This is a genomic window from Microbulbifer aggregans, assembly GCF_001750105.1.
In the GTDB taxonomy this organism is placed as follows: Bacteria; Pseudomonadota; Gammaproteobacteria; order Pseudomonadales; family Cellvibrionaceae; genus Microbulbifer; species Microbulbifer aggregans.
Map to the genome: position 1 here is coordinate 3,782,704 of NZ_CP014143.1, position 16,359 is coordinate 3,799,062.

Genomic DNA, 16,359 nt, shown 5'->3' on the forward strand with positions numbered 1-16,359 from the left:
TGGCAGCGGCTCAGGCGCCGTCGCTTGATGCTGTCATTCCCGTTTGGCCGCGGCCAGCGGGAATCCGCTCCTGAGACACCGGCGCCGAATCAGACGGCGCGGGTCAGCAGCATATTGCGGATGTGGCCAATCGCCCGGGTCGGGTTGAGACCCTTGGGGCACACATTCACGCAGTTCTGGATACCGTGGCAGCGGAATACGCTGAAGGGGTCATCCAGATTGGACAGACGTTCCTCGGTGGCGGTGTCGCGGCTGTCCGCCAGGAAGCGGTAGGCCTGCAGCAGGCCCGCCGGGCCGATGAACTTGTCCGGGTTCCACCAGAAAGAAGGACATGCTGTGGAGCAACAGGCACAGAGGATGCACTCGTACAGTCCGTCCAGCTTTTCGCGATCTTCCGGGCTCTGCAGACGCTCGATGGCCGGAGCCGGAGTGTCGTTCTGCAGGTACGGCTCGATCTTTTTGTACTGCTCGTAGAACTGTTCCATATCCACAACCAGGTCGCGGATCACCGGCAGGCCCGGCAGCGGACGCAGGACCAGCTTGCCCTTGGGCGCCGCCTCGGACAGCGGCGTGGTGCAGGCCAGGCCATTGCGGCCGGAAATGTTCATACCGTCGGACCCACACACACCTTCACGGCAGGAGCGACGGAAAGACAGGGTGGAGTCCTCGGCCTTCAGCATCTCGAGTACGTCCAGCACCATCAGGTCCTTGCCCTGGGTGTCCAGCTCGTAGTCCTGCATGTAGGGAGCCTTGTCGGTCTCCGGGTTGTAACGGTAAATGCTTACTTTCAACATATGTCTGCTTCCGAATGAAGGGCGCCGAGCGCCCTGCAATCTCTTAGTAGGTGCGGGCCTTAGGCTCGAACGCCTCCATGGTGGTCGGTGCAAAGTTCACCGCGCGCTTGCCGACACGTTTCTCTGCCGGGAAGAACATGGAGTGGCACAGCCAGTTCTCGTCGTCACGTTCCTGGAAGTCTTCGCGGGCGTGGGCACCACGGCTCTCGACGCGGGTCTCTGCGGCAATGGCAGTCGCCTCGGCCACTTCCAGCAGGTTCTGCAGTTCCAGCGCTTCGATACGGGCGGTATTGAAGGCGCGGCTCTTGTCGTCCAGGCGCACGTTCTCGATACGGCCACGCAGCTCTTCCAGCTTCTTGACACCTTCAGCCATGTAGTCACCGCGACGGAATACACCGAAGTGGTTCTGCATAACGTTCTGCAGGTCACGACGCAGGTCGGCGGCCTTCTCGCCGTCGTTCTTGTTCTCGAGGTTGTTCAGGCGCGCCATGGCGGCCTCGAGATCCGACTCGGAAGCCTCGCGGTGCTCGATACCCTCGCGCAGGGACTGCTCGATGAACAGGCCGGAAGCGCGACCGAAGACCACCAGGTCCAGCAGGGAGTTACCACCCAGACGGTTGGCGCCGTGTACGGACACACAGGCAACCTCACCACAGGCATAGAAACCGTCGATGACCTGATCGTTGCCGGAAGCGTCCTGGGTCAGGGCCTGGCCGTGCACATTGGTGGGGATACCACCCATCATGTAGTGACAGGTCGGCACCACCGGGATCGGGGCCTTGACCGGATCCACGTGGGCAAAGGTCTTGGCCAGCTCACAGATACCCGGCAGGCGGCTGTTCAGCACTTCCTCACCCAGGTGGTCGAGCTTCAGGAATACGTGGTCGCCTTCCGGACCGGCACCGCGGCCATCGAGGATCTCCAGCACCATAGAGCGGGCCACCACGTCGCGAGAGGCCAGGTCTTTGGCGTTTGGAGCGTACCGCTCCATGAAACGCTCGCCATCCTTGTTGATCAGGTAGCCACCCTCACCGCGGCAACCTTCGGTTACCAGTACGCCGGCACCGTGGATGCCAGTCGGGTGGAACTGCCACATTTCCATGTCCTGCACCGGGAAACCAGCGCGCAGGGCCATGCCAACACCGTCACCGGTGTTGATGTGGGCGTTGGTGGTGGAGGCGTAAATACGGCCGGCACCGCCAGTGGCCAGCACGGTGGCCTTGGATTTGATGAAGACCACTTCACCGTCTTCGATGGAGAGCGCGATCACACCCACCACGGCGCCATCCTGGTTCTTCACCACGTCGACGGCGAACCACTCGTTCAGGAAGACAGTGTTGTTCTTGACGTTGTTCTGATACAGCGTGTGCAGCAGGGCGTGACCAGTACGGTCGGCTGCAGCACAGGTACGCGCCGCCTGACCGCCGCGGCCGAAGTCCTTGGACTGGCCACCGAACGGACGCTGGTAGATACGGCCATTCTCGGTACGAGAGAAAGGCAGGCCCATGTGTTCCAGCTCGAACACGGCCTCCGGGCCAGTGGAACACATGTACTCGATCGCGTCCTGGTCACCGATATAGTCGGAACCTTTGACGGTGTCATACATGTGCCAGCGCCAGTCGTCCTGCGGGTCAGAGCTGGCGATTGCACAGGTGATCCCCCCCTGGGCGGACACTGTGTGCGAACGGGTGGGAAAGACTTTGGTGATGACCGCGGTCTTGAAGCCGGATTGGGCCATCTGCAGGGCAGCGCGCATACCCGCGCCACCACCGCCAATTACAATCCCGTCAAAGGAAATGGTTCGCATGTTCGCCATAAATTACACACCCCACAGAATTTGAATGCCCCACACCGTGTAGATCACGGCAACCGCGCCCAGCACAGTCTGCGCCAGGACTCGCAATACGGTCGCCTTGGGACCCATCATGCGATTGGTGAGGTAGTCGGTAACAACAGACCAGAGACCGATCCAGGCGTGCACCACTACAGACAGCAGCGCTACCAGGCTGAAGATGCGCATCCAGAAGTTCTGGAACAGCGCGGACCAGGCCTGATAACCAAAGTCATCAGTCAGAAAGATGAAACCCACAATAAAGAGGGTATAGGCAGCGAGAACCACCGCGGTAACGCGCTGGTACAGCCAATCGAAAACGCCGCTGCGGCCGAAACTAGTGACGGTCGTTACCATAACCATACTCCCACTGCCAGAATCAGGATGACACTCAGGACCAGAACCAGCACGGCACCGCGCCGGCCACCTTCCAGGGACTCACCGATCCCCAGGTCCATGAATAAATGACGTACGCCAGCCACCAGGTGATAGATGAGGGCAGCCAGGGAAGCCCACAGGATGAGCTTGGCGGGAACGCTGCTGAAAGTCTCGGCTACACTTGCGAAGCCCTGCTCGGACTCGAGACTGGTACCCAGCATCCACAACAACAGCGCCATCACGGCGAAGAGCACTACGCCGGAGACACGATGCAGAATGGAAACCAGTGCGGCAGCGGGGAGCTTAATAGTGGAAATGTCTAGATTGACAGGTCTGCTTTTGTTCACAGGAAAAACACCTTGTTGCCCTGAACGACCGGGCGCCCGTTAGCTTTCATTGGAGGGGCGAATCGCCTGCTGTTCACTTTGCACTCGACCTGATGAAGGCTTGTACAAAATGGCCGTACCTCGGCGCAAGCCGCGCGGATTATAGGCATTTGGCATTCAAAAGACAATGAAACTGCGGCCTTCCCCGGCGGCCCCTTCCGGGCTCCAGATCGTAAAAACGGCTCCCTGGCGGGAGGTCAGCACCGAATATACTTGGACGCCAGGTGGGGGTATTCAGGCAATTCCTCTCCCACTGCGAAGCGTGACCGCATATTCTGCCGTTTCCCAGCGGGTCACTCCGCCCGGTTCAGTTTGACAATTGGGGGCGCGACACTTAAGTTTGGCCCCGCTTAAAAGCCCGCTACGGCCCAATATGACAGGGAATCAGGCGGCATAAGAACAGTTTTAGGAGTCCGCAATGTCCGATAAAAAAGCGCAACTAACGGTCGACGGTATCGACGGCACTATAGAGATGCCTGTGCTCTCCGGCACTCTCGGCCCCGACGTTGTCGACGTCGGCAGCCTGACCGGCAAGGGCTTGTTTACCTACGACCCGGGCTTTGTGTCCACCGCCGCCTGTGAATCCAAGATTACCTTTATCGATGGTGCCAAAGGCCAGCTGTTGCACCGCGGCTACCCCATCGAGCAACTGGCAGAGCAGTCCGACTACCTGGAAACCTGCTACCTGCTGATGAACGGCGAGCTGCCGAGCGCAGAAGAGAAGAGAGAGTACGTCGAGACCATCATGAACCACACCATGGTGCATGAGTCCATCGTCAACTTCTTCAAGGGCTTCCGCTACGACGCCCACCCGATGGCCATGATGTGTGGCGTAGTAGGCGCCCTCGCCTCCTTCTACCACGACTCCCTGGACATCAACGATCCGGAGCATCGTAGAATCTCCGCCCATCGCCTGATCGCCAAAATGCCGACCCTGGCTGCCATGTGCTACAAGCACTCCAAGGGCCAGCCGTTCATGTACCCGGACAACAACCTCGGCTACGCCGAGAACTTCCTGCACATGATGTTCGGCAACCCCTGTGAAGCGAGCAAAATCGACCCGATCGTGGCCAAGGCCATGGACGTGATCTTCCTGCTGCACGCCGACCACGAGCAAAACGCCTCCACCTCTACCGTGCGTCTCGCCGGCTCCTCCGGCGCCAACCCGTTTGCCTGCATCTCCTCCGGCATCGCCGCCCTGTGGGGACCGGCGCACGGTGGCGCCAACGAGGCGGTACTGAACATGCTGCAGGAGATCGGCGACGAGAGCCGTATCGACGAGTACGTCGCCAAGGCCAAGGACAAGAACGACCCGTTCCGCCTGATGGGCTTCGGCCACCGCGTGTACAAGAACTTCGATCCGCGCTCCCGCGTCATGCAGGGCATCTGCGACGAAGTCCTGGGTGCCATGGGTGCCGAGAACGACCCGCTGCTGCGCATCGCCAAGAAGCTGGAAAAGATCGCCCTGGAAGACGAGTACTTCGTCGAGAAGAAGCTGTACCCGAACGTGGACTTCTACTCCGGCATCATCATGAAGGCCATCGGTATCCCCACCGATATGTTCACCGTGATCTTCGCCACCGGCCGCACCGCCGGCTGGATTGCGCACTGGAATGAGATGATCTCCAACCCGTACAAGATCGGCCGTCCGCGCCAGCTGTACACCGGCTACACCCAGCGCGACTACGTACCGCTGGACAAGCGCAAGTAAGGCGCTGATCCAAGCTAAAAAAAACCCGGCCTCAGCGCCGGGTTTTTTGTACCTGATCGATCTTCAGAAAATACAAAAGGCGCCGCAGCGCCCTTTGTATTTACCACACCCTGTGAGAGTGAATAGCTGTGATGGCAACGCCCACCGGCTGCCGCTATCGCCCAGCCCCAAAGGGACGCCGGCTTTGACCAACATGCAAACTGACAGCGATGTCATTTAATTTTCAAAATAGCACCAATTACCTTTTCTACAAATGGAAGTTGGATTTTCGCGAAGAAAGTCACACATCTGGCGCCGAAGTCACCTTGGGCGGCGTGTGTCTTCCTGGCGCCCTCACCTGCCTAAAACTTCAATCCCAGAAAGCTCCAATAGATTCAGGCTATTCAGGGCTGCGGGGAGGAGCAGTTGTGATGGGAGCGAGAGAATGAAAAATTTCAGGTACCTGGGAGAAGAAATCGAAACCAAAAATTAAGTACCCGTAAAAGAGAATAGCGGCCGAATTCATTTCGACCGCTCCCTCTCTTTAAGCTGTCCGAACGTTAGTACCGCATGTTCACTCGCTGAAGTCATCTCAGACCAGTGGTCACCCGCTGTGGGCCTATTTACGGTCTTGTCCGGGCTCCATTGCGGACCGCTTCTTCTTGCCGCTCCGCACTACAAACAGTGACGGGGCTTCTTACCTAGGCACTATGTATTTTAGTGTTGGGCAGCTCCGTCACAAACTTTCTGGCGCACTATCTACACTCTAAATACACGGGAAAAACAGTACCGGAGTCGACTCCATGCCCTACGAAAAGCGCGAAGAACTTCCGGATAGCGTCAGGAATGTACTGCCACCGCATGCTCAGTCCATCTACAAGGAAGCGTTCAATAGCGCCTGGGAACAGTATGCGAAACCGGAGGACCGGAAAGGAGATTCCTCCCGTGAGGAAACAGCCCACGCGGTCGCCTGGTCTGCGGTGAAAGAAAAATATGAAAAAGGCGATGACGACCGATGGCACCGCAAATCCTGATCTCAACCCCGCGCCCCACATTCCTATCGGGTATCCCCGCGACAGTGATCTTGCTTGAATGGGTAAGCGCGGCCAGGTCGAGCTAGTGGTTCCCTGCCCTTTCTGGGCCGCCTCCTTTCAGGGGGCGAATCAATCCCTCCAGCCCCTCGATCTTGATTTCCAGCGTTAGTGCCAGCAGGTAGCCGAGCCGCCCCGCGGGAAATTCCTTTTTCTGAAACCAGAGCAGGTATTCCTCAGGCAAATCAATCAGCATCCTTCCTGCATATTTACCAAAGGGCATTGGGGTACGAGCTATATCCAGCAGGTCTTTTTTCTCAAACATAACTACCTCTTCCCGACTTCTTTTCAGGCCCACCTGACATTGACAGCGCAGGTGGGGAGCGCCTGAACAGGACAATAAACTCGCTTGACGTGGGCTATCCCCCGGCCATCCGCCTCACTCATGGAGGTGACCTGCCTGATCCGCCCGCTCAAACCCTGTCGAACCATCAGGAGCCTATTATGCTGAATCATTACCTGAAACGCGCGGGGCTAGCCTCTCTGGTATCCGCCACCGTTCTCGCCGGCAGCCTCACCAGCGGCTGCGCCAACATGAGTGATACCGATCGTCGTATCGGAACCGGAGCCGGTATTGGTGCAGTCACCGGGGCCCTGATCTCCGGTGGTCGGCCTGGAGGCACCGCGGCAGGCGCAGTACTGGGTGCAGGCGCCGGCTGGCTTTACGACCGCGAGAAGAAACGGCACTACTACTACGACCGTAACGGCCGCCGCGTTTACCGCTAGGAGCGGGTCCGAAAGAAACGGGGCAAAATGGCCGCCCAACAGTCAGTCCATGCCCCGGGCCGCGACGGGATAGTAACAGCAACAATAACCATACGGGGTGATGCTCAGCTTCACCCCGACTTTCTGGGCAAGCCAATCGCGAGTTAAGGACACATCTCAAGGTTTCCGCCTGCGCCATCGTGGCGCGCGAGGCGCCACCTTACACTGGAGCTGTTTTTTGCAGGAAGGTTTTTAGAGGTGCTTATGCGAACCCGTGTAATTCAGAATTGTGGCCTTGCCGTGATCCTGGCTGCCGGCCTCGGCAGCACCGGCTGTGCCAACATGAGTGACTCGCAGCGCCGGGTTACTACCGGGGCAGGAATAGGTGCAGCCACCGGCGCGGTGATCCGTGGTGATACTCGCGGTGTTGCCACGGGCGCGGCCATCGGTGCCGCGGGTGGTTGGATCTATGACCGCAACCAACGGAAGTGGAGACGTCGTCGCTGATCAGCGCAGTCATCATCTATCAGAGTTCGTACTCGATGATCGGAGCCGGTAACCCCCTCGGTTTACCGGCTTCTTCGTTTTCCCCAATCGCCAATTGTGGGATTATGGAGCCCTTGCGGCCGCCTGTTGCGGCCGCACTGTGATTTCGCAGCAAAAGCCAAACCGCTAAGGACAAGCCGTGAAGAAAAATAACCTATCACGTGTGCTGGGGCTTTCCCTGGCCACAGCACTGCTGGCCGCCTGTGACGGCAAGCCAACCGAACAAACAACCCAACCGGTCAGCGAGACCAAACCCGAATCAGCACAACAGGCCTCGGTCTCTACCGAAGGCATGTGGATGCCAAGCCAGCTGCCGCTGCTGGGCGACAAGCTGAAGAGCCTGGGCCTGGAGCTGGATCCGGAAACCATGACGGACCTGACCCAGTTCCCGATGAACGCCGTTATCAGCCTGGGAGGCTGCTCTGCGTCCTTCGTCTCCCCTCAGGGCCTGGTCGCAACCAACCACCACTGCGCCTATGGCTCCATCTCCTATAACTCCACCGAGGACAACGACCTGCTGGCCAACGGTTTCCTGGCCAAGAGCCTGGAGGAAGAGCTGCCGGCCGCCCCGGGTTCCCGGGTCTACGTGACCGTGGACATGCAGGAGGTGACGGACAAGATCAAGAACAAGCTCAGCGACGATATGGACGGTGCCGAGCGCTTCAAGGCGATTGAAGATGCCGAGAAAGCCCTGGTTGCCGAGTGTGAGGCCGACCCGGGCCACCGCTGTGAGGTCTACAGCTACTACGGCGGCGCCACCTATTACCTGATCAAGCAGCTGGCGATCCGCGACGTTCGCCTGGTGCACGCCCCGGCCTCCTCCGTGGGCAAATTCGGTGGCGATATCGACAACTGGATGTGGCCGCGCCATACCGGCGATTACTCTTTCCTGCGCGCCTATGTCGGCCCGGACGGCAAGCCGGCGGATTACGCCGAGGACAACGTCCCCTACAAACCCAAGCACCACCTGAAAGTTGCCACCAAGGGCCCGAGCGAGGGTGACTATGTGATGGTGGCCGGCTACCCCGGCAGCACCAACCGCTACCGCACCGCCGCAGAGGTGGATAACAACTTCAACTGGTATTACCCCACCATGCAGAAGGTATTGGCGGAGTGGTCCGAAGTTATCGGCAAAGCCAGCGAGGGCAACAAGGACGCAGAACTGAAATACGCGAGCCTGGTCGCCGGCCTGAACAACTACTCCAAGAACTTCACCGGCATGCTGGAAGGCTACGAGCGCAGCGACCTGCTGCAGCGCAAACAGCAGCTGGAGAAGGATCTGCAGGCCTGGATCGAGGCCAACCCGGAATCTGCCGAGAAATACGCTTCTGTGATCGCAGATCTGCAGGCGCTGATTGCAGAGCAGCAGTCCACCCAGGAGCGCGACCTGGTGATGCGCTATATGGGCCGCTCCGCCATGCTAAGCGCAGCTCAGCGGCTGTACCGCCTCAGCTTGGAAAAAGAAAAGCCGAACATGGAGCGCGAGCCCGGCTATCAAGAGCGTGACATGACCCGCTTCACCGAGAGCATGAAGCGCATCGAGCGCAACTTCCATCCGCAAGTGGACCAGGCAATCTGGACCTACTTCATCCAGCGCTACAACCAGCTGCCGGAAGACCAGCGCATCGCCAGCTTTAGCGAATTCCTCGGCGACGACGCCAGCGGTGAAGCCCTGCAGGAAAAGCTGTCGGCGATGTACGGGAACACGGATCTCACCGAGACGGATACCCGCCTGGCGTGGATGGAGAAATCTCCAGAAGATTTCCGCAACAGCGAAGATCCGTTCATCCAGCTGGCCGTCGCCATGTATGACGACATGTACGCAATGGAACAGCGGGACAAGGCCATGACCGGCCGTTTTGCCGAGCTCCGTCCCAAGTACATGGACCTGCTGATTGCCTACTACGAGGAACAGGGCAAGCCGGTCTACCCGGATGCCAACAGCTCCCTGCGCCTCACATACGGCCTGGTGAAGGGCTACACCCCGCCCGAAGGCACCATCAAGGGCCCCGCAGACGGCAACGATGGCAAAGACGGCTTTGTACCGTTCACCACCCTGCGCGGCATCCAGGAGAAGTACACCGGCGAGGATCCCTTCGATGCACCGCAGGCGCTCCTCGATGCCATCAAGAACGAGGATTACGGCCGCTTCTACAAGGAAGAGCTGAACTCAGTACCGGTGAACTTCCTCAGTACTGTGGATATCACCGGCGGCAACTCCGGCTCTGCCACCATGAATGGCAAGGGCGAGCTGATTGGCCTGGTGTTCGACGGCACCTATGACAGCATCAACGCCGACTGGGACTTCAACGACAACACCCGCGCTATCCACGTAGATGTAGCCTACATGCTGTGGGTAATGGAAAAAGTCGACGGGGCACACAACCTGCTGGAAGAAATGGGTGTGGCGGCGGATTCCGCTGAGAAAGAATCAGCCAACTGATTCCCCCCTTAGCCAGAAATAGAAAAGCCGGCGTTTTCGCCGGCTTTTTTTATTTCTGTTTGCTAACCACCAAAACCCCCAAACTGGGAATGTCAGGTTAAGGTACTTGGACGGACTGGCGCTCAGAGCAGCTTGGTCTTGGTCTTGCCGCACCGCTCGCAGCGGTATTCGGTCACCAGCTTGCCCTGCTTGACGTCGAACTTGCGCTCGGTAACCACCTGCCACTTGTGGAAGCCATCGCGGCACAGGCTGCTGCCTTTGTGCTTTTGCCACGCGGTTTTGCGCTTGAAGGGAATCACATCGCCCATGGATGCTCGCCTCCTGTCCGGTTTATGCCAGAGCCATTGGATGGGGTAGAGCTATATTAAACCACTTCTCCGGCGGCATGTGCGGAAGACCAGGCCCATTGAAAGTTGTACCCACCCAGCCAGCCGGTCACATCCAGTACCTCACCGATAAAATACAGCCCGGGCTGTGTTTTACACTCCATGGTTCGCGACGAGATTGCATCCGTATCCACACCACCGAGGGTCACCTCGGCCGTGCGGTAGCCCTCGGTACCGGCAGGCACCAGTTGCCAGGTCTGCAACGCCATACCGATTTCGGCCAGCTCAGAGGGACTGAACTGCTTGAGAGGACGGCTCTCGATACCCTTTTCGGAGAGGAAATGCTGCGTAAGCTTCTTGCTCCAAAAGCCGGCAAGCACCGTATGCAGATGCGCCTCCGGTTTTTCCTGCCGCTGTTGGACAAGCCACTCGGCCAGGTCCAGGTCCGGTGCCAGGTCAAATGAGACGGGCTCGCCTTCACGCCAGTAGCTGGAAATCTGCAACACTGCCGGACCGCTCAGGCCACGGTGGGTAAACAGCATCTGCTCGTGGAAACTGCCCGCACCACAAGTAGCGGTGACCGGTATCGCACTGCCCGGCAACTCCTGCTGTCGCTCCAGCTGGCGCTTGTGCTGGGTAAAAGGTACCAGGGCCGCACGAGTGGGCACGAGGCGCAAACCAAATTGGCGGGCAATATCGTAACCAAAGCCGGTCGCACCCATGGTGGGAATCGACAGACCGCCGGTAGCAATCACCAGCGACTGGCACTGCACCGGACCCAGGCTCGTCTCAACCCGGTAGCCGTTACCCAGCGGCTTCACCGACTCGATGCTACAGCGGGTGCGGACCTGCGCTTTGGCCGCGCGGCACTCTGCCAGCAGCAGGTCGACAATGTCCTTCGACTTGTTGTCGCAAAACAACTGACCCAGGGTTTTCTCGTGGTAGGGAATCCCATGTTTTTCCACCAGCGCGATAAAGTCCCACTGGGTGTAACGGGCCAGCGCCGACTTACAGAAGTGCGGGTTTTCGCTGTAGAAGTTCTCCGGCGAGGTATACAGGTTAGTGAAATTACAGCGCCCGCCGCCGGACATCAGGATCTTCTTGCCCACCTTGTTGGCGTGGTCCAGCACCAGCACACTCCGTCCCCGTTGCCCGGCCACAGCCGCACACATGAGCCCGGCGGCACCGGCACCGATGATCAGGACATCGATCTGTTGGGGAAGCTCATTCATGGCTAAATGCTAATGGAGAAAAGCGAGGTAAGGGAGAAGTGGCGGGGGCGCGGGTTCCGAAACCTTCCGTACCAGGGACGGTACGGAAGGAGCCACAGGGACGTGTTCATGCGTTTTCGGAACCCGCGCCCCCGTCACTTTGACGCCACACAGTAATCCCGGGGCGCCAGAGAAAAATCAGGCCCGCGGCAGGGTGACGCCGCGCTGACCCTGGTACTTGCCGCCGCGGTCCTTATAAGACACGTCGCAGACCTCGTCAGATTCGAAGAACAGCATCTGCGCCACACCCTCGTGGGCGTAAATCTTGGCCGGCAGGTTGGTGGTGTTGGAGAACTCTAGGGTCACATGACCCTCCCACTCCGGCTCCAGTGGCGTCACGTTGACGATGATGCCACAGCGGGCATAGGTGGACTTGCCCAGGCAGATGGTCAGTACGGAGCGCGGGATGCGGAAGTATTCCACGGTGCGCGCCAGGGCGAAGGAGTTCGGCGGGATGATGCAGGAGTCACCCTCCACATCCACAAAGCTGTTCTCGTCGAAGGTCTTCGGATCCACAGTAGCGGAATGCACGTTGGTGAAGATCTTGAATTCACTGGAGCAGCGCACGTCATAGCCGTAGCTGGAGGTGCCGTAGGAGATCAGTCGATCACCGTTGCCGTTCTTGCGTACCTGACCCGGCTCGAAGGGCTCGATCATGCCCTCTTGCTCGGCCATCCGGCGAATCCACTTGTCGGATTTGATACTCACTCCGCCCCCCGTCGCTGTGCGTGTTCTGGTCTGTGAAAGAGGCGGAATCATAGCGGGTTTGAACTGTGCAAAAAAGTGCCAGCTGTGCCGGGAACCCACGGGACACTTTCCGTCAGCTAATGTTTAGGAAGAAGCGAGGCAACTGAGCCGCCAGCGCCCGGGCGGATCCCCCACGGCTGAACCTGGGCACGACCGGATGGAACCATGAGTAAGCCCGGTACAGACCGCCCCATTCGTGCACCCTCCCTGGTGGACGCGCTGATCCCACTGGTCACACTCACCGTTCTGATCGCCGCTGCTCTGGCCCTGTTCGGGCTGAATGCCCTGGATGGCCCCATCCAGACCGCCCTGATCCTGTGCTGCATGGTGGCGGCATTGATTGCGCTGAAGAACGGCTATACGTGGGGGGCGGTGCAGAAAGCCGGCCAGGGCGCGCTGGCTTCAGTCACCAGTGCCATCTTTATCCTGCTAGCCGTGGGGGCCCTGATCGGCACCTGGAACCTGTCGGGCACCATTCCCACACTCGTCTATTACGGCATTCAAGTCCTGGCACCGGGCTGGTATTACGTGGCCACGGCACTGATCTGTGGCGTGATCGCCCTGTCCATTGGCAGCTCCTGGACCACCGCCGGTACCATCGGTGTGGGGCTGGTGGGCATCGCCAATATGCTCGAGGTGTCTCCCGCCATTACCGCAGGGGCAGTCATATCCGGCGCCTATCTCGGCGACAAGCTTTCACCACTATCCGAGACCACCATCCTTGCCGCCCAGATGGCGCGGGTGGACCTCCCCACCCATATCCGCACCATGGCGTGGACTTCGGTCCCGGCGTTCCTGATCGCCGCCGTGCTCTTCGGCCTGCTGGGACTGGGCCGGGTCGATGTCCAGGGGCAATCCGAGCTGCAGACCGCGGTAGAACTGGAGGCACTGAACGGTATCTACCGGATCAGCGCCTGGAACCTGCTACCGCTGGCGCTGCTTGCTTTCCTGTCGATCCGCAAGGTACCCGCCTCCCTGGCACTGATGACTTCGGCCATGTTTGCCGGTGTGCTCGGCGCCTTCCTGCAGCCGGACGTGTACAGGGGCTTTGTCGACAGCGCCCAGATGGGCCCGGTGGAGGCCATCAAGAGCATCTGGCAGGCCATGGCCACGGGCTTCACCATGGACTCCGGTATTGCCGATGTAGACAGTCTCCTGTCCCGTGGCGGCATGGATAGCATGCTGTTTACGGTATGGCTGATCATCGGCGCCGTCACCTTTGGCGCCCTGCTGGATGAATTCGGCCTGATCAACCGTCTGGTCAGCCCGGCGATCAGCCACGCCAGGTCCACCGGCCAGCTGTTCCTGCTGGTGTGCGCCAGCTGTATCGGCCTCAACGTAGTGGCGGGAGATCAGTACATCGCCCTGGTGCTACCGACCCGAATTTACCGGGCAGAGTTCGCCAAACGTGGACTGGCGCCGCAGAACCTCTCCCGGCTCGCCGCCGACTCCGGCACAGTGACCTCGCCACTCGTCCCCTGGAATTCCTGCGGTGCCTTTATGTCAGCCGTACTCGGCGTATCCACCCTGCTCTACCTGCCATTCTGTTTCTTCAATATCGCCAGCCCGCTACTCAGCGTCTTGTACGGCTTTACCGGCTTCCGGATCGTCCGCACCGAGCCCATCGTAAGTAGCGAAAGTAGCGATCAATAAACTGGCGATAACTTGCGCCAGCAACTCAACCCACCCTTGTTAGCCTGAAACAACTACTGTATAAATTGACAGTATTAACTGTATACCCATACAGCAACCCAAAGACCGGGAGCTGACAAAGAGGGCTCAGATCGTGAGCAATGCCGAAAACCTTATTCAAAACAATCAGTTAGATCATGGCTCCAGGCGCCAGCGCATCAACCGGCTGCTGGCACGGCCGGATATCTGGCAGGCCGCCAATGAACAACAGCGCCCAAGAAACGGCATTACCACGGGCTATCCCGGGCTGGATGCCCTGCTGGCCGGCAACGGCTGGCCCCGTGGTGCCACTACAGAGCTACTGGTAGACCAGTCCGGTATCGGTGAGCTGTCACTGCTGTTACCAGCCCTGGCAGAGATGACCCAGCGGGAGCAGATGGTGGTACTGATCAATCCGCCTTTTATCCCCTACGCCCCCGCTCTGGCTGCTGCCGGAGTCCGGTTAGAAAAACTGTTGATCCTGCACCCGCGTGGCCAACGGGATCAGTTGTGGGCCATGGAGCAGACCCTGCAATCCGGCTGCTGCGGCGCATTGCTCAGCTGGCAGGGCGGCCCGCCGCCGGCAGACAAGGATCTGCGCCGTCTGCAAGTAGCCGCCCGTGAGGGCAATGCCATGCACTTTCATTTTCGCCCCAGCTCCTGTGCTGCCAGCCCATCACCGGCCGCCCTGCGGCTGCAATTGGCAAGTGACGGCGAACAGCTGGTCCTGCAACTGCAAAAACAACTGGGCGGCGCCTCCGGGCAGCGGCTCCACCTGGCCCGCAACAGCGACCTCACCCGGCGCGACCGGCCGCTGCACTGAGGATCTGTCAGCAACGAATTCATTGCTCCAAAAGGCAGCGGGCATTCCAGCCCGCCCAACCCAAACAAAAAGACCAAAACAGGAAGTGGTATCACCTGAAGACATCACGCACTGAAAAGTGCAGGAGTTCCCCATGCTCTGGCTCTGTATCCAGTTTCCCCGCCTGCCTCTGCAGGCCCTCACCCGCGCCCAAACCGGACCCATCGACGAAACGCCGCGTGCCGTCGCTGAACAGCAACTGATCGTCGATGCCAACCCGGCCGCCAATCAGCGCGGTATTGAATGTGGCCTCACCATCGCCACCGCCTGTGCCCTGAGTGCCGAACTGGAGCTACTGACGCGGGATACGGAACGGGAGTCACAGCTACTGCAGGAACTGGCGCAATGGGGTTACAGCTTTACACCGGTGGTCTCACCCATGGCTGCAGGCCCGGTGGAAAACGGAGAGAGCCGCGCTGCCTGCCTGTACCTGGAACTGAGCGGCTGCCTGCGCGCCAGCGGCGGCCTGCAGCCGCTACTGGAGCAGTTGCGCCGGGAACTGGAACAGATGCAGATCACTGCAACAATGGGCCTTGGCCACAGTCCCAGTGCTGCCCATATGCTCAGCCAGTTACCGGAACACCGGCAGTGGCTGCAGGAAGCCAAGTCACCCCCTACGGCCCAGCAGTGGCGCCAGTGGATCAGTTTCAGCCCCTCTAAATTACTGGATTGCGACCACAAGACCACCGCCAAACTCTATGCCTGCGGCATCAAGCGCGTCAGCCAGTTGCTGGCCATTCCCCTGTCCGAGGTCGGCAGCCGCTTCGGCCGCAACTTTGTGGATTACCTGGCGCGGTTGAATGGCAGCCGGCACGATCCGGTCCCAAGTTACCAGCCACCGCCGCAGTTCCACAGCGAACTGTTTTTCCCCACCCCGCTGGATAACAGCGAGCAACTGCTGTTTCCCACCGGCCGCCTGGTGCGCGAACTCTGCCAGCAACTGCAACGCCGCCAGTTATATGCACAGCAACTGCGCTGGAAACTGGACTTCGGCCAGAAAGGCTGCCAAGTAGTGAGCGTTGAAGTGTCACGCCCGCTGCTGGATGCACAGCGCCTGATCGCACTGACAAAATTACAGTTCGAGCGCGTTCATCTGGAGCAGGAAGTACAGGCACTGCATCTCACCTGCGATCAATTACAGCCCCTGGAAGAAAGCGTGCTAGACGACGATCTGTTCGGTGAGAGCAGCAATCTGCAGCGCAGCCATCAGCTACTCGACAAGCTCAAGGCCCGCCTCGGCCACGAGGCCATGTCCGGCGTCACCCTGCGGGAGAGCCACCTGCCGGAGCAAGCCTGGCAGAGCGCCGACACCCTGATACTCCAGAGCGGTCGCCGTCAGCACGGGCACCAGGTAAAACCTGTCAACGCACCGCGCCCCAGCTGGTTCCTGCAGAGACCGGATCCGATCAAGGCGCGTGAGAACAAGCTTTTCTACCGCGGTGAGATCCAGCTACTGCAGGGCCCCGAGCGTATCGACGGCTACTGGTGGCAACACCACCGCCACGCCCGCGATTACTACATCGCTCGGGGTGAGGAAGGCAGCCTCTACTGGGTGTACCAGGACCTCACATCTGCGGAGTGGTATCTGCAGGGTATCTACGCCTGATACTCCTACTCA

Annotated in this window: 16 protein-coding genes; 8 read left to right on the forward strand and 8 right to left on the reverse strand. The window is 59.6% G+C overall.

All coding sequences use genetic code 11. The features are described 5' to 3' along the window. Positions 1-89 precede the first annotated feature (89 nt). The 4 genes from AUP74_RS16565 to sdhC are packed head-to-tail and all read right to left on the reverse strand — an operon-like array spanning position 90 to position 3,350. Positions 90-794 carry a succinate dehydrogenase iron-sulfur subunit gene (locus AUP74_RS16565; protein WP_069948530.1) on the reverse strand — a complete coding sequence of 235 codons (705 nt, stop codon included), beginning with the start codon at positions 792-794 and terminating at the stop codon, positions 90-92. 43 nt (positions 795-837) lie between these two features. Next, the gene (gene sdhA / locus AUP74_RS16570; RefSeq protein ID WP_069948531.1) at positions 838-2,610 is read right to left on the reverse strand and encodes a succinate dehydrogenase flavoprotein subunit; all 1,773 of its coding nucleotides are present in this window, start codon (positions 2,608-2,610) and stop codon (positions 838-840) included. 3 nt (positions 2,611-2,613) lie between these two features. Further along, positions 2,614-2,982 (reverse strand): succinate dehydrogenase, hydrophobic membrane anchor protein, encoded by a 369-nt coding sequence (gene sdhD, locus AUP74_RS16575; RefSeq protein ID WP_069948532.1) that lies wholly within the window; start codon positions 2,980-2,982, stop codon positions 2,614-2,616. Then, positions 2,976-3,350 carry a succinate dehydrogenase, cytochrome b556 subunit gene (sdhC, locus tag AUP74_RS16580; RefSeq protein ID WP_069948533.1) on the reverse strand — a complete coding sequence of 125 codons (375 nt, stop codon included), beginning with the start codon at positions 3,348-3,350 and terminating at the stop codon, positions 2,976-2,978. The genes sdhD and sdhC overlap by 7 nt, the downstream gene beginning before the upstream one ends. 457 nt (positions 3,351-3,807) lie before the next feature. On the opposite strand from sdhC, the gene gltA reads away from it, so the two are divergent. Together gltA and chaB are read left to right on the forward strand one after the other, a co-directional pair. Beyond that, positions 3,808-5,100, forward strand: a complete 1,293-nt coding sequence (gltA, locus tag AUP74_RS16585; protein WP_069948534.1) for a citrate synthase — start codon at positions 3,808-3,810, stop codon at positions 5,098-5,100. Between the two features lie 782 nt (positions 5,101-5,882). Next, the gene (gene chaB / locus AUP74_RS16590) at positions 5,883-6,113 is read left to right on the forward strand and encodes a putative cation transport regulator ChaB (protein WP_069948535.1); all 231 of its coding nucleotides are present in this window, start codon (positions 5,883-5,885) and stop codon (positions 6,111-6,113) included. 82 nt (positions 6,114-6,195) lie between these two features. Here the strand turns inward: chaB and AUP74_RS16595 are convergent, their stop codons facing one another. Continuing rightward, on the reverse strand, positions 6,196-6,435 hold the full coding sequence (locus AUP74_RS16595) for a DUF3820 family protein (RefSeq protein WP_069948536.1): 240 nt from the start codon (positions 6,433-6,435) through the stop codon (positions 6,196-6,198). A gap of 179 nt (positions 6,436-6,614) precedes the next feature. Here AUP74_RS16595 and AUP74_RS16600 point away from each other — a divergent pair, with 179 nt between their 5' ends. The 3 genes from AUP74_RS16600 (at position 6,615) to AUP74_RS16610 (ending at position 9,864) form a co-directional block, all read left to right on the forward strand. Beyond that, positions 6,615-6,896: a glycine zipper domain-containing protein gene (locus AUP74_RS16600; RefSeq protein ID WP_069948537.1), complete on the forward strand. Its 282-nt coding sequence runs from the start codon at positions 6,615-6,617 to the stop codon at positions 6,894-6,896. 243 nt (positions 6,897-7,139) lie between these two features. Further along, on the forward strand, positions 7,140-7,382 hold the full coding sequence (locus AUP74_RS16605) for a YMGG-like glycine zipper-containing protein (protein ID WP_069948538.1): 243 nt from the start codon (positions 7,140-7,142) through the stop codon (positions 7,380-7,382). Between the two features lie 178 nt (positions 7,383-7,560). Then, the gene (locus tag AUP74_RS16610) at positions 7,561-9,864 is read left to right on the forward strand and encodes a S46 family peptidase (RefSeq protein WP_069948539.1); all 2,304 of its coding nucleotides are present in this window, start codon (positions 7,561-7,563) and stop codon (positions 9,862-9,864) included. Positions 9,865-9,986: 122 nt separating this feature from the next. Here AUP74_RS16610 and AUP74_RS16615 read toward each other — a convergent pair whose 3' ends face one another. The 3 genes from AUP74_RS16615 to dcd form a co-directional block, all read right to left on the reverse strand. Then, a complete protein-coding gene (locus AUP74_RS16615) occupies positions 9,987-10,172 on the reverse strand; it encodes a hypothetical protein (RefSeq protein WP_069948540.1) in 186 nt (61 codons plus the stop codon). Positions 10,173-10,228: 56 nt separating this feature from the next. After that, positions 10,229-11,422 carry a BaiN/RdsA family NAD(P)/FAD-dependent oxidoreductase gene (locus tag AUP74_RS16620; RefSeq protein ID WP_069948541.1) on the reverse strand — a complete coding sequence of 398 codons (1,194 nt, stop codon included), beginning with the start codon at positions 11,420-11,422 and terminating at the stop codon, positions 10,229-10,231. A gap of 177 nt (positions 11,423-11,599) precedes the next feature. Continuing rightward, entirely contained in the window at positions 11,600-12,169 is a 570-nt protein-coding gene (gene dcd, locus AUP74_RS16625) for a dCTP deaminase (RefSeq protein ID WP_069948542.1), read from the reverse strand. Between the two features lie 204 nt (positions 12,170-12,373). On the opposite strand from dcd, the gene nhaC reads away from it, so the two are divergent. The 3 genes from nhaC to AUP74_RS16640 all read left to right on the forward strand — a co-directional run bounded on the left by nhaC (position 12,374) and on the right by AUP74_RS16640 (position 16,347). Next, positions 12,374-13,861 carry a Na+/H+ antiporter NhaC gene (gene nhaC, locus AUP74_RS16630; RefSeq protein ID WP_069948543.1) on the forward strand — a complete coding sequence of 496 codons (1,488 nt, stop codon included), beginning with the start codon at positions 12,374-12,376 and terminating at the stop codon, positions 13,859-13,861. 133 nt (positions 13,862-13,994) lie between these two features. Further along, complete coding sequence (gene imuA, locus AUP74_RS16635; RefSeq protein ID WP_083261068.1) at positions 13,995-14,702, forward strand: translesion DNA synthesis-associated protein ImuA; 708 nt, start codon at positions 13,995-13,997, stop codon at positions 14,700-14,702. Between the two features lie 133 nt (positions 14,703-14,835). Further along, positions 14,836-16,347 carry a Y-family DNA polymerase gene (locus AUP74_RS16640; protein WP_069948544.1) on the forward strand — a complete coding sequence of 504 codons (1,512 nt, stop codon included), beginning with the start codon at positions 14,836-14,838 and terminating at the stop codon, positions 16,345-16,347. The last annotated feature ends 12 nt before the right edge of the window (positions 16,348-16,359 follow it).

Bases quoted from the DNA above. Each gene is read 5' to 3' on its own strand.
- AUP74_RS16565 (WP_069948530.1), bottom strand. From the start codon at position 794: ATGTTGAAAGTAAGCATTTACCGTTACAACCCGGAGACCGACAAGGCT.
- sdhA (WP_069948531.1), bottom strand. From the start codon at position 2,610: ATGGCGAACATGCGAACCATTTCCTTTGACGGGATTGTAATTGGCGGT.
- sdhD (WP_069948532.1), bottom strand. From the start codon at position 2,982: ATGGTAACGACCGTCACTAGTTTCGGCCGCAGCGGCGTTTTCGATTGG.
- gltA (WP_069948534.1), top strand. From the start codon at position 3,808: ATGTCCGATAAAAAAGCGCAACTAACGGTCGACGGTATCGACGGCACT.
- chaB (WP_069948535.1), top strand. From the start codon at position 5,883: ATGCCCTACGAAAAGCGCGAAGAACTTCCGGATAGCGTCAGGAATGTA.
- AUP74_RS16595 (WP_069948536.1), bottom strand. From the start codon at position 6,435: ATGTTTGAGAAAAAAGACCTGCTGGATATAGCTCGTACCCCAATGCCC.
- AUP74_RS16600 (WP_069948537.1), top strand. From the start codon at position 6,615: ATGCTGAATCATTACCTGAAACGCGCGGGGCTAGCCTCTCTGGTATCC.
- AUP74_RS16605 (WP_069948538.1), top strand. From the start codon at position 7,140: ATGCGAACCCGTGTAATTCAGAATTGTGGCCTTGCCGTGATCCTGGCT.
- AUP74_RS16615 (WP_069948540.1), bottom strand. From the start codon at position 10,172: ATGGGCGATGTGATTCCCTTCAAGCGCAAAACCGCGTGGCAAAAGCAC.
- AUP74_RS16620 (WP_069948541.1), bottom strand. From the start codon at position 11,422: ATGAATGAGCTTCCCCAACAGATCGATGTCCTGATCATCGGTGCCGGT.
- nhaC (WP_069948543.1), top strand. From the start codon at position 12,374: ATGAGTAAGCCCGGTACAGACCGCCCCATTCGTGCACCCTCCCTGGTG.
- AUP74_RS16640 (WP_069948544.1), top strand. From the start codon at position 14,836: ATGCTCTGGCTCTGTATCCAGTTTCCCCGCCTGCCTCTGCAGGCCCTC.